12 protein-coding genes and 1 rRNA gene are annotated in these 13,274 nt (G+C 29.0%); 9 read left to right on the top strand and 4 right to left on the bottom strand.

Translation table 11 applies throughout. The annotated features are described in order from the left end of the window. Positions 1–8: 8 nt before the first annotated feature. Both mfnA and HZY31_RS03850 read right to left on the bottom strand, forming a co-directional pair. Entirely contained in the window at positions 9–1,187 is a 1,179-nt protein-coding gene (gene mfnA, locus HZY31_RS03855) for a tyrosine decarboxylase MfnA (protein WP_297318143.1), read from the bottom strand. Between the two features lie 9 nt (positions 1,188–1,196). Next, positions 1,197–2,279 (bottom strand): SLC13 family permease, encoded by a 1,083-nt coding sequence (locus HZY31_RS03850; RefSeq protein WP_297318142.1) that lies wholly within the window; start codon positions 2,277–2,279, stop codon positions 1,197–1,199. Between the two features lie 78 nt (positions 2,280–2,357). Here HZY31_RS03850 and mfnD point away from each other — a divergent pair, with 78 nt between their 5' ends. The 5 genes from mfnD to HZY31_RS03825 are packed head-to-tail and all read left to right on the top strand — an operon-like array spanning position 2,358 to position 7,495. After that, a complete protein-coding gene (mfnD, locus tag HZY31_RS03845) occupies positions 2,358–3,239 on the top strand; it encodes a tyramine--L-glutamate ligase (protein ID WP_297318141.1) in 882 nt (293 codons plus the stop codon). Between the two features lie 11 nt (positions 3,240–3,250). Next, positions 3,251–4,270 carry a deoxyhypusine synthase gene (locus HZY31_RS03840; RefSeq protein ID WP_297318140.1) on the top strand — a complete coding sequence of 340 codons (1,020 nt, stop codon included), beginning with the start codon at positions 3,251–3,253 and terminating at the stop codon, positions 4,268–4,270. 11 nt (positions 4,271–4,281) lie between these two features. Further along, entirely contained in the window at positions 4,282–5,034 is a 753-nt protein-coding gene (gene cobJ, locus HZY31_RS03835) for a precorrin-3B C(17)-methyltransferase (RefSeq protein ID WP_297318183.1), read from the top strand. 16 nt (positions 5,035–5,050) lie between these two features. Beyond that, complete coding sequence (locus tag HZY31_RS03830; RefSeq protein WP_297318139.1) at positions 5,051–6,172, top strand: AAA family ATPase; 1,122 nt, start codon at positions 5,051–5,053, stop codon at positions 6,170–6,172. Positions 6,173–6,175: 3 nt separating this feature from the next. Further along, positions 6,176–7,495: a vWA domain-containing protein gene (locus HZY31_RS03825; RefSeq protein ID WP_297318138.1), complete on the top strand. Its 1,320-nt coding sequence runs from the start codon at positions 6,176–6,178 to the stop codon at positions 7,493–7,495. Here HZY31_RS03825 and HZY31_RS03820 read toward each other — a convergent pair. Continuing rightward, positions 7,492–8,097, bottom strand: a complete 606-nt coding sequence (locus HZY31_RS03820; protein ID WP_297318137.1) for a TIGR00296 family protein — start codon at positions 8,095–8,097, stop codon at positions 7,492–7,494. The two genes, HZY31_RS03825 and HZY31_RS03820, sit on opposite strands and share 4 nt — an antisense overlap. 326 nt (positions 8,098–8,423) lie before the next feature. On the opposite strand from HZY31_RS03820, the gene cdhA reads away from it, so the two are divergent. Genes cdhA through cdhC form a run of 4 tightly spaced genes read left to right on the top strand, consistent with a single transcriptional unit; the run spans position 8,424 to position 13,081 of the window. Beyond that, complete coding sequence (gene cdhA / locus HZY31_RS03815) at positions 8,424–10,712, top strand: CO dehydrogenase/acetyl-CoA synthase complex subunit alpha (RefSeq protein ID WP_463671219.1); 2,289 nt, start codon at positions 8,424–8,426, stop codon at positions 10,710–10,712. Positions 10,713–10,741: 29 nt separating this feature from the next. Beyond that, a complete protein-coding gene (gene cdhB, locus HZY31_RS03810) occupies positions 10,742–11,182 on the top strand; it encodes a CO dehydrogenase/acetyl-CoA synthase complex subunit epsilon (protein WP_297318136.1) in 441 nt (146 codons plus the stop codon). A 1-nt stretch (position 11,183) separates the two neighbouring features. Next, positions 11,184–11,639 (top strand): 4Fe-4S dicluster domain-containing protein, encoded by a 456-nt coding sequence (locus tag HZY31_RS03805; RefSeq protein WP_297318135.1) that lies wholly within the window; start codon positions 11,184–11,186, stop codon positions 11,637–11,639. Between the two features lie 20 nt (positions 11,640–11,659). Continuing rightward, entirely contained in the window at positions 11,660–13,081 is a 1,422-nt protein-coding gene (cdhC, locus tag HZY31_RS03800) for a CO dehydrogenase/CO-methylating acetyl-CoA synthase complex subunit beta (RefSeq protein ID WP_297318134.1), read from the top strand. Between the two features lie 81 nt (positions 13,082–13,162). Here the strand turns inward: cdhC and rrf are convergent. Then, positions 13,163–13,274 (bottom strand): 5S ribosomal RNA (gene rrf, locus HZY31_RS03795); the annotation flags it as partial.

Below are 13,274 nucleotides of genomic sequence, written 5' to 3'. Positions count from 1 at the left end.
TTTTATTTTTAAGTGATTAAACTCTTCAATATTTCAATGAAATTATCTATATGTTCTTTTTTGATGTGAGGCATTACAACAATTCTTAAAGCTTTAACACAACTGCAAATTGAAACATATATTCCTTTCTCTCTAAGTTTTTTACAAGTTTCTATATAATTCTCATCTTCAATAGTAATAATATTTAATATTGGCTCAATTACTGGATTAAAACTATTTTCTTTTAATTTTTTATAAAAATACAATGTATTTTCCATACATTCGCTAACTATTTTTCTTTGCCCTTCTCTTCCTAAATATTTTAAAACGGCATAAGTGCAAGGTCCACCAAAACCTACCCTTGTCCCTAAAATAGTAGTTTGCTTAGTTTCTGTTAAGTAAGGGGCATTGACTTCTAAATATTTTTTATAATTGATATTTTTAAATAAGATTCCTCCACTTGGTATGGGGCAGTGACCCATTTTATGAGGGTCAATAGTTATTGAATCTACTCCCAAAGAAAAATCAAACTTGTAATTAACACCTTTTTTCTTATATTTTGTCTCTAAAAAAGGAATTACCAATCCTCCAAAAGCGGCATCCACGTGAATATATATTTCATTATCTTTTGCAATCTTGCTAAGTTCTTCTATATTATCAATAGTTCCAAATTCAGTAGTTCCAGCAATTCCAACTATTCCATCTACATCGTAATCTTCAACAGAATCCTTAACAAATTTTTCATCCACTGTATAATCTTTTTTAAGAGGAGCGTAAATATATTTAAGATCCATCATATCTCTTCCTTTTTCAAATGAAAAATGGGCAGTTACTGGAACAATTATTTTAGGATGTTCATTTTTTGTTAAACCTTTTCTTTTTTTCTCTCTCCATATATTTTTTATACACCTAAGAGCCATTAAATTAGCCTCTGTGCCTCCACTAACTATATGCCCATAGACATTTTTGTTATTTAACAACTCTCCCAACAATTTTACTGCCTTCTCTTCCAACAATTTAGTTCCTTTAAATAGTCCAGGGTCTCCTAAATTAGTTTCTAAAAACATATTTACGATTTTTCTTGTAATTGGATGGATATTTGAACACATAGAGCCAAATATTTTTCCATCCTCATACTTTAAATCTAATGTTCTATATTTTCTTAATTCTTCATAAATTTCTTTTTCACTTATGCCTTTTTCTTGCATAAATCTCACTTACAAATATGTTAGACATTCTTGTTGAAATAGAAGATAAATAACTAATAAAGATAAATGTAATATATAAATTATAAATCCATATTTTAAAAACTCAATTAAATATATGTTTCCTTTTGATAATCTTAAAGTTATTAAATTTGCAAAAGAGGCAATTAATGTTCCATTTCCCCCTATATTCACACCATAGGCAATTGGTAACCAATTATTATATATATTTGACATTAAAATGGCTGTTGGAACGTTTGAAAGGATTTGAGATAATATTGAGGCATAAACCATAATAAATATGTCATTCTCATAACTAATTTTAAAAAACTCTATAATACCTAACCTTTTTAAACCCTCAATATCTATGAATAAGGCACAAAATGTTAAAATAAATAGATAGTCGATTTTTACTCTTTTAATTAATGAAATACAAAGAATTATTGGAAATAAATAAATATAGTTAAACATTCCCAAAATTGATACAACAACTAAAATAAATATTACTAAGTAAATTAACCATTCTTTTTTAAATTCTTGATTGTTTATTAATTCTATATTTATCTTTGCTCTTTTAAAATCTAAAAAAGGGATTAAAATTAAAAGTCCAAAAATTTCTAATGGTAACATATTTACTATGAAATTTATTGGGTTTATATTGTAATGTTGATATATGAACAAATTTTGCGGATTCCCAAAGGGTGTTAAAGAACTTCCAATATTTGCTGAAATTCCTTCCAACATTAAAATTTTTCTTAAATTTATATCACAATATTTAGATATAATCAAAGTTATTGGAATTACTACAAAGAGAGCAATATCGTTTGTTACAAACATAGACATTATTAAAGTCAATAAAATTAGAACAATAAAAACTCTATCAGTTTTTTTTAGTATTTTTAAAGAAATCCACTCCAAAAATCCACAGTCTTTTAAAATATTAACAATTACTAATATGTAAAATAAACTAAAAATAGTTTTCCATTCGATAATATATACTATTTCAATTGGCTTTATTAAGAATATTAAAAATAATACAGAAAGAATAATAAAAAATATAAATATAATCTCATCAACATTTAACTTTTTAATCATATTCTTTCACTCAATACATTGGATTATTATTTTATTTGGATTATTATTTTATATAATATATTATTTAGGTGGTAAAAAATGATATTGTTTTTTGAATATGCAATTGCCTCTGGGTTTGAAGATGAAGGAATTTTAAAAGAAGGAAAAATGATGTTTGACACTTTATTAAAACAATTTTTAGACATTGATAGAGTTGTATCTTTAATTTATAAGGATTTTGTTGATTACTATAAAAATTTTAATAATCTTGAAATAATAGAGATTGAAGATAAAAAGAAAGTTGAAGAAAAATTAGACAACATTTTAAAAAATAAAAAAATTGACTATGTATTAACAATAGCCCCAGAGGAAGATAATATATTATACAATTTAACGAAAATCATCGAAAAATATCCAGTAAAAAATTTAGGTAGTTTTTCAGAAGGTGTAAAAATATCTGGAAATAAATATTTAACATACTTAGCAATTAAAGATTTTGTAAATGTTCCTAAAACATTTCCTCCTAAAAAGTATGTAGTAAAAAAGATAGATGGATGTGGTGGAAAATTTGAAATTTTAGATGATAATTATATAATTCAGGAATTTATTGATGGAGAAAATTTGTCAGTGTCTTTAATTGTCGGAAAAAATAAAATTTACCCTCTCTCTTTAAACAAACAGTATATTGATGATAGAGGTTTTATTGGGGCAGATGTGAATATTGAGCACAAATTAAAAGATATAATTTTTAACGAAGTAATTAAAGGTATTAAATATATAAATGGATTAAATGGTTATGTAGGAGTTGATGTCATAGTTAATAATGATGAAATTTTTATTATTGAAATAAATCCAAGAATAACAACAACTGTCTATGGATTAAAAACAAAACCAAGTTTAGGAGAATTATTAATAAAAAATGCAAAGAATGAAGAACTAAAATTTAATGTTAGAGGAGAAAACTTTACAATTGACAAATAATTGGTGAGATTATGAATAAAGATCCAAAAGATATAGTGCTTAAAGAAAGTGTAGATATAAAAGGAATTGAAATTGAAGGTCCTTGGTTAGATGATAATATTAGCTTAGAAGAAGTTATCAAAAAATACTACTTAAAGATTGGTTTTCAGGCATCTCATATAGGTAAGGCAATAAATATTTGGAAAGAAATTGAAGATAAAAGGAAAAAGGGAGAGGAGATAACTATATTTTTTGGATACACTTCAAATATTGTATCTTCTGGGCTAAGGGAGATTATAGCATACCTTGTAAAGCATAAAAAAGTTGATGTTATTGTTACGACTGCTGGCGGAGTAGAGGAGGATTTTATAAAATGCTTGAAGCCCTTTATATTGGGAGATTGGGATGTAAGTGGGAAAATTTTAAGAGAAAAGGGAATAAATAGGATTGGGAATATTTTTGTCCCTAATGATAGATACATAGCATTTGAGGAATATATGATGGAGTTTTTTGAAGAAATACTAAAATTAGAAAAAGAAAGTGGTAAGATTATTACAGCAAGTGAATTTACATACAAATTAGGGGAATTTATAGACAAAAAATTAAAGGATAAAGAGAAAGAAAAGTCAATATTGTATTGGGCATATAAAAACAACATCCCTATATTTTGTCCAGCCATAACTGACGGTTCTATTGGAGATATGCTATATTTTTTTAAAAAATATAAAAAAGACACTGATTTGATGATAGATATAGCAAATGATATTGTAAAATTAAACGATATAGCCATAAATTCTAAAAAAACTGCATGCATAGTTTTAGGAGGCTCACTACCTAAGCATAGTATTATAAATGCAAACCTATTTAGGGAAGGGACTGACTATGCTATATATATAACTACAGCATTACCTTGGGACGGTTCTTTAAGTGGTGCTCCCCCAGAAGAGGGAGTTTCATGGGGAAAGATTGGAAGTAAAGCAGATTATGTGGAAATTTGGGGAGATGCTACAATAATATTTCCATTATTGGTTTATTGTGTGATGAAAGAATAAAGGTTGAAAATATGCTATATGTTGTTGGTATTGGTAGTGGTAGCGAATTGCATATAACTAAGGAGGCAGAAGAAGTTTTAAAAAATGTAGATTTAATAGTGTGCTATAAAAATTACAAAAAATATGTTGAAAGATTTAATAAGCCAATATATACAACTGGAATGACGAAAGAGATTGACAGAGTAGAGTATGCTTTAAAAGAATCTAAATATAAAGATGTTGCCTTAGTTTCAAGTGGAGATCCTACAATTTATGGATTAGCATCATTAGCATATGAAATAAATTCAATTAAAAACTACAATGTAGAAATAAAGGTAATTCCTGGAATTACTGCCGCTTCATTGGCTTCATCAGTTTTAGGAAGTCCGTTAAATCATGATTTTGTTGTTATAAGTTTTAGTGATTTATTAACTCCACTAAGTACTATATTAAAAAGATTTGAATACGCTTTAAAAGGGGATTTTGTTATCTGCATATACAACCCACTAAGTAAGAAAAGAAAAGAGCCTTTTTTAAAGGCAATGGAGATATTAAAAGATTTTGGAAAAGATATAAATTACATTATCGGGATAGTAAAAAATGCTGGAAGAGATAATGAAGAATATTTAATTACAAACTTTGAGGAATTTTATAAAAATTTAGAAAAATACTTAGAATTTATAGATATGAACACAATAATAATTATTGGTAATTCTTCAACAAAAATTATAAACAATAAGATGGTAACTCCAAGAGGTTATCTCAATAAATATAAAATTTTGTAAAAATTAGGTGGAATGTATGCTTGAAAAGATAAGAGAGGAATTAAATAATTATTTTTTAGAAAGAAGAGAAGAAATAGATATTGCCTTAACTTCTATATTGGCTAATGAACATACTGTGTTTTTAGGAAATCCTGGAACTGCTAAGTCACAATTAATTAGAGCTATTGCCTCTCATCTAAATGCCAATTACTTTGAAAAACTTGTAACAAGGTTTACAACAGAGGATGAACTTTTTGGACCATTAAGCATTAAAGAATTAAAAGATAATGATAAATTTGTTAGGAAAACTAATGGCTATTTACCTACGGCTGAAATTGCTTTTTTAGATGAAGTTTTTAAAGCAAATAGTAGTATATTAAATGCATTACTATCCATTATAAATGAAAGAATCTATCACAATGGAGACAAAATAGAGAAAGTTCCTTTAATAAGTTTGTTTGGAGCGTCCAACGAATTGCCAGTGGAAAATGAACTATTAGCATTTTACGATAGATTTTTGTTTAGGAAAGTTGTAAGAGGTATAAAATGTTATGAAAATCTTTCAAAACTTATTGATTTAGAAGAGGAATATAAGCCAAAAACTGTTATAGATATTGATGAACTTAAAAAGTTGCAAAAAGAGGCTTTGAAAGTAGATATTTCTGACATAAAAGAAAGTTTGATTAGAATAAAAATATCGTTAGAAAGTGAAGGTATAAAAATTTCAGATAGAAGATTTAAAAAGTCAGTGAAGGCTGTTAAATGTTTTGCATACTTAAATGAAAAAGAAAAGGCAGATGTAAATGATTTAGACATTTTAAGGCATATATATTGGAACGAGCCAGATGAATTCTTTAAGGTTTCTGTTGAGATTTTTAAAGTTTCTAATCATTACGCTGGTTTTGCATTAGAGCAGAGAGAAATATTAGATAATCTTATAAACGAAATAAAAAAAATTGATAAAGATAAAATACAATTGGGTGGAATAGAGTATAGAAAATGCCTTGAAATTTTAGGTAAGTTGAATAGTATGGTTATATCATTAAAAGATGTTAAAAATAAGGCAATTGAAAAAAATAAACCTTATGAATTAGTTGATGATGTTTTAAAAGAGGTTGAAGGAGTCAAAAAGTATGTTGAAGAGTTGTTAAAGGGTTAGATTATGAAAAATGTTATAAAACATGATGCATATGATAAAAAAAGTTTTGAGAGGTTTTTAAAGAACAGTAAATATTTACAAAAACTTCTTGATTATTATTCAAAATATCAACCAATTCACGAAAAATTGGTAGAAGATACATTTTACGCATTCTTTAAATATGTTGTTGAATTCAACGAGCATATTGAAGAAAAATTTAAAATAAATAAGGCAATTTTAGAGGGTGCAATGAAAAATATTGAGTATGAGAAAAGCAAACTTTTAACTGAATTGGATGAAGTTAATGCAGGAACAGCCACAATAATGTTCTGTGAAAAATTTTTCGAAAATTTAAAACTTAAAAAATTAAATAAAGAATTAAAAAATTTTATAACTAATGGAAAAAGTAAAGATTTAGAGGAGAAATTAAAAGAAACTGCAAAGGAAACTATGAAAGAAATCTCAAACGAAATTTTTGAAGTGATACAGGGTTATAAATCAATTAAAAACTATGGTAAAGGAAAAGGAGATAAAAAAATACTGTCAGTTGAAGATAAAATAAGGTTAGCGGATAAAATTTTACAAAATAGAAAAATTAAAGAAATAATAAAAAAATTAGGAAAGTTAAGATTAATTGCAATAAATGAATATAAGTCAAAAATTAGACACTATTCAGGAGAAGTTTATTCAATAAAAATTGGTAGAGACTTAAAGAAGTTATTGCCTAAAGAAATAGTTAATTTTTCTGATGAAATATTATACTACGATTTTTTGAGGAGATATGTAGATAAAAAACTTTTAATTTATGATATATACAACAAATTGGAAAAACAAAAAGGACCTATTATAGTTTTGTTAGATCACAGTGGTTCAATGTATGGAGAAAGGGAGATATGGGGAAAGGCTGTTGCAATATCCTTAATAGAAATTGCTAAAAGAGAAAATAGAAACCTTTATTATATTGCCTTTGATGACGGCGTTAGATTTGAAAAAAAGATAAACCCTAAAAATATAAATATTGATGAAATAATTGAAATTGCCTCAATATACTTTGGAGGAGGAACAAACTTTGAGGAGCCATTATATAGGGCTGTAAATATAATAAAAGAAAATAACACCTTTAAAAATGCTGACATTTTATTTATAACTGACGGTTATGCAGAAGTGAGTAATAAATTTTTAAAAGAATTTAATATGTTTAAAAATGAAAATAACGTTAAATTAATCTCTGTATTTGTAGAAACCTTTCCAACAGAAACCTTAAAAATGATTTCTGATGAAGTTATAAAAGTTTATGACTTGGCAGATGAAGAAACAAAAAAGATTTATAAAAGTTTAATTTAAATTAACTTTTTCTCAACGACCTCTCCTCTTGGCTCAACTTCTTCAAATATCTGTGCCTCAAATCTATAAATTTTTGCATTTTCATCTAACCACATATCTGGGGGCAATCCAGCCTTTAAACATAAATGAGCTAAATATTCCACTACATCCCAACCATATTCAACAGGAACTTGAGGTAATAAAAGTCCAGAGTGTATCCCATATTTTATAATCAATCCATCTCTACCAATTTTTATTTTTTCTAAATACTCCCTTGGATGATTAACTTTTATAAGTTCTGGAGGAGTTAATATACTAACTTCTATAACTATATAATCCATTTCTTCTAATGTTACCGGAGGAAATCTTGGGTCTTTTGTAGCCGCACTTATTGCTGCTTCTTCTAATGCCTTTATTAATGGTAATATTGGTTCAGGAATTCCAATACATCCTCTTAGTTCTCTCTCAGGATAAGTATGTAAAGTGCAAAAACATCCTCTTTTTTCGTTAAATACCTCAGGATAGTTAGTTACTATCAATTCTTTACCAGATAAATGGTTTTCAATAACAGCCCTTGCAAATTTTACAGCAAAAGTTCCCTCTTCTAATGTTAATAATCTCATATTTTCACCTACTATTAAATTAAAAAATAATACGCTCAGATGTCCCAGGTATCATCACAGTTCAGTGAAGTCGGCACTCATCATCGCGTTTAGTCTCAATAATATTATTAAGTTATATACATAAAAATTTTTTTACATTTTATATAATTAAATCTACTGAATATTTAAAATTTTGAAAGAGTAATACTCTATAAAAATTTTTCATAACAAGGTATTTATATGAAACATATAGAATTAAATACAATTAAAATCGTTAATGATTAATAATGATAAATTTGGGTATGAGTTATGGTGATATCGTGAGATTTGAAGGGGATATAAAATCAATGACTTCTCAATTATTAAAGTTAAAAAATGTTAAAATCTCTGGAACTATAAAATTTGGAGAAAATACTGAGGAAGATGATAATTGGGAGCCAATGGGACCTACACCAATGCCAAAAATCCCTACATTAAGACATTGGGATTTTAAATTATTAGATAGGTATCCTCCGTTTTATATGCCAATTTGTGATTTGTGTTGTCTCTGTACCTTTGGAAAGTGTGATTTAAGTAAAGGAAAAAAGGGAGCTTGTGGTTTAAATATAAAGGCTCAACAGGGAAGGATTGTTTTAATAGCTTGTTGTATTGGAGCAGCGTGTCATACAGGACATAGTAGACATTTAGTTCATCACCTAATTGAAACATTAGGAAGAGATTATCCAATAAACTTAAGTAATGAAATAGAAGTTGAGGCCCCAATAGCAAGAACAGTTACTGGAATTAGACCAAAGACCTTAGGAGATTTAGAAAAAATTTTAGATTATTGTGAAGAGCAAATAACTCACCTCTTATCAGCGGCACATACTGGACAGGAAGGAGATTATTTAGATTTTGAAAGTAAAGCGTTACATGCAGGAATGATTGATGACTTAGCAAGAGAAGCAGGCGATATTGCACAAATAGTGGCATATAACATGCCAAAAGGAAATGAGGATGCTCCTTTAATTGAATTGGGATTTGGTTGCATAGATAAGAATAAGCCAGTAATTTTATGTATTGGGCATAATGTAGTTCCTGGAAGTTACATATTAGAATATTTAGAAGAGAATAATTTAGAGGATGAAATAGAAGTTTGTGGAATTTGCTGTACAGCCATAGATATTACAAGAGTTTCTGAAAAGCCAAAAATTGTTGGACCATTATCAAGGCAATTAATGTTTGTAAGATGTGGAGTTGCAGATGTTGTCGTAATAGATGAACAGTGTATTAGAACAGATATATTAGAGGAGGTTTTAAAAACTGGAGCTGTGTTGATAGCAACAAACGAAAAAATGTGCTTAGGTTTAGAGGATATATCCCATTTAAGTGAAGATGAAATTATTAGTTATCTGATAAGAAATAGGGCTGGTTTAATATTGGATGAAGAAAAAGTTGGTAAAGTTGCAGTTGAAGTTGCTAAATTAGTTGCCAAGGAGAGAAAGAACAGAAAAACATTGCCAGATTTAAATGAAGTTATCGAATTGGCAAAACAATGCACTGAGTGTGGTTGGTGTAATAGAAACTGTCCTAATGCATTTAATGTTAAAGAGGCAATGGTTTTAGCAAAACATGGAAATTTTGAAGGATTCATTGATTTATATAAAAAATGTTATGGCTGTGGTAGATGTGAAACTATCTGTGAAAGAAATTTACCAATAGTTAGTATGACTACAAAGGTTGGAGAGGCATATTATAAAGATCTAAAATTCAGAATGAGAGCGGGTAGAGGACCAATTAAAGATGTAGAAATTAGAAGTGTTGGAGCTCCAATTGTATTTGGGGATATTCCAGGAGTTGTTGCATTCGTTGGATGTTCAAATCATCCAAATGGAGAGGAAGAAGTTGCTTTAATGGCTAAGGAATTCTTAGAGAGAAAGTATATAGTTGTAGCAACAGGATGTGCGGCAATGGCCATAGGAATGTGGAAAGATAAGGATGGAAAGACATTGTATGAAAAATATCCTGGAGAATTTAGGGCAGGAGGATTGGTAAATTGCGGTTCCTGTTTATCAAACTGTCACATTACTGGAGCGGCTATAAAAATAGCCAACATCTTTGCTAAGGTTCCATTAAGAGGAAACTATGCTGAGGTTGCCGACTATATATTAAACAAGGTTGGAGCTGTTGGAGTTGCGTGGGGGGCTATGAGTCAAAAAGCCGCGGCAATAGCAACAGGAGTTAATAGATGGGGAATTCCTGTAATTGTAGGACCTCATGGGGCTAAATATAGGAGGCTGTATCTAAGCAATGGAGAGAAGTTTAAAGTTAAAGATAAAACCACTGGAGAAATAGTGGAAATAGATCCAGTTCCTGAACATTTAATTGTAACTGCTGAAAATTACAAAGAATGTATCTGTATGATTCCAAAGTTGTGTATGAGACCTAATGATACTCCAAAAGGTAGGGCTAATAAGATTTATCATTATGTAGATCTCTACGAGAAATACTTTGGAAGAATGCCTCCTGACTTAGAGAAATTTGTCAGAACTGAAAAAGACATTCCATTTATGATGAAAGACAAAATAATGAATTATTTAGAAGAAAAAGGATGGAAACCATTTGAGAAATATCCTAAAAACCCAACGATACTTTAAATTTTTAAAATTTTTCTATTGGTGAGATAATGGATGAAAGGTTTGTTCCTTACATTCCAACTGCTGGAAGTAATATGGCTCATGCTGAGATAACTACTCCCACTCTTGTAAAAATGATGATTAAGAGATCTAAAAAACCTATTCTAATCTTAGGAGAAAATCTCAGCAAAGATGAAATGGAACTTATTGATAAATTTATTGAGAAATATAATTTAAAAGTAATTAAAACACCTGAGGAAATGAATTTAATGGCTATAATGAAATTTTTAGCAAATAGCAATTATGACTTGGCATTATTTACTGGGATAACTTACTACTATTTGGCTCAAGCAGTTACACACTTAAAACAGTTTTCAAATATAGTAACAGTTTCCATAGACAAATATTATCAACCAAACACTTTGTATTCATTTCCAAATCTTAGTAATGATGAATATATAGATTATTTAAAAAAACTGTTGGAGGGATAAGATGAATCCCAAAATAATTGTTTTAAATCCTGAAAAATGCACAAAATGTTATGATTGTATTAATAAATGTAAAGAAATTCATGGAGAAAGTAGAATAAGAAAAGTTAATGGAGTCCCTTTATTCTGTATGCAGTGTGAAAAAGCCCCATGTATGGAAATTTGTCCAGTAGATGCTATTTATCTTAAAGAAAATATTCCAATAGTAAATAAAGAAAAATGTATTGCCTGTGGAATGTGTGCAATTGCATGTCCTATTGGAGCAATATTTATAAAAAATAAGGTGGCTCACAAATGCACACTTTGTTTAGATGTTGATAGAATAACTCCTGCCTGTATAGAGGTTTGTAAAGATAACGCTTTAATGTTAGTATCAGATGAAACACTTGACATGTTAAAAGACGAAAAAAGAAAAAAAATATTTGAAATTTTAAGAAAAAAAGATGAAAATGAAATTTAAAAAATAAAATGGGTGAAATTATGTTTGATGGTATTCCAGTATCCGTAGGACCGATGAATGAAGGGGAGAGAGTTAGAAGCCCAGATATGTATGTTGAATTAGCAGGACCTAAGAGTTATGGTTTTGAATTGGTTAAAGTTGTAGAAAATGTAGAAGATAAAGTAGAAGTTGTTGGAAAAGATTTAGATGAGATGGAAGAAAAAGGTAGATATCCTTTTGCAATAATTATTAAAGTTAGTGGAAGTAATTTAGAAGAGGATTTAGAAGGTGTTTTAGAAAGAAGGGTTCATGAATTTATAAACTACATAGAAGGAGTTATGCACCTAAACCAAAGAGACCAGATTTGGATTAGGATAAATAAAGATTCATTTAATAAAGGTTTAAGATTAAAACATATAGGATATGTTATTCAAAGATTGTTTAAGGCAGAGTTTCCATTTATAGAAAAATGTGATGTAATATTAATAACAGATGCCGAGAAAGTTAAGGAAGAGTTAGAAAAAGCCAGAGAAATTTATAAAAAAAGAGATGAAAAAACAAAATCTATAAGAGATGAGGATGTAGATGTATTTTATGGTTGTATAATGTGTCAGAGTTTTGCTCCAACTCATGTCTGTATTATAACTCCTGATAGGCCTGCTTTATGTGGAGGAATTAATTATTTAGATGCAAGAGCAGCATCAAAGATAGATCCTAATGGACCAATTTTTGAAGTTCCTAAGGGAGAGTTAATAGATGAAAAATTGGGAGTATATTCAGGAGTTAATGAAGTTGTTAAAGAGAAATCACAAGGTGCTATTGAGGAAGTATCTCTACATAGTGCCTTAGTTAATCCTTGTACATCCTGTGGTTGTTTTGAAGCTGTTGTATTCTATATTCCAGAAGTAGATGGATTTGGTGTAGTCCATAGAAGATTCAAAGGAGAAACCCCAGTAGGGCTTCCATTTTCATCTCTTGCAGGACAATGTAGTGGAGGTAAACAAGTTCCAGGATTTTTAGGAGTTTCTATTGCCTACATGATGTCTCCAAAGTTTTTGCAAGGAGATGAGGGATGGGAAAGAATTGTATGGCTACCAAAAGAGTTAAAGGAAAGAGTAAAAGAGGCTATACCAAAAGATTTATATGATAAAATTGCTACCGAAGAAGATGTTTCTAATACTGATGAATTAATTAAATTCTTAAAAGAGAAAGAACATCCATGTACAAAAAGAATAGAAGTTACTGAAACCAAAGTAGAAGAACAAGAAGTTACTGAAATTTCTGAAACAGAAGATACAGAAGAAAATAAAGAAGTTGAAAGTATAGGAATTCCAACTATGACCTTACCAGGAACTTTTGCAGGTCTACCACCAGGGATAAAAATAGTGTTATATAATGCTGTGATTAAGGCAGAGAAAATTGTTATTACTAAGGAAAATTTTGAAAAGAAAAAAAATAAATAAACATTCTTTTATTATTTTTAAATTTTTCTATATTTATTAATCCAAATTAATCAATAAAAGGTAGTATAATAAATAATGGGAGGCCGGCAGCGTCGCCCCTTTCCCGCCAGATGGCAGTACTCGGGGCATCGCTGGGGGGCTTAACTTCCGAGTTCGGTATGGGTTCGGGTGTATCCCCCCCGCTATGACCGCC

The organism is Methanocaldococcus sp., assembly GCF_024490875.1.
In the GTDB taxonomy this organism is placed as follows: domain Archaea; phylum AGJL01; class Methanococci; order Methanococcales; family Methanocaldococcaceae; genus Methanocaldococcus.
This window is presented reverse-complemented; position numbering and strand designations above follow the sequence as displayed.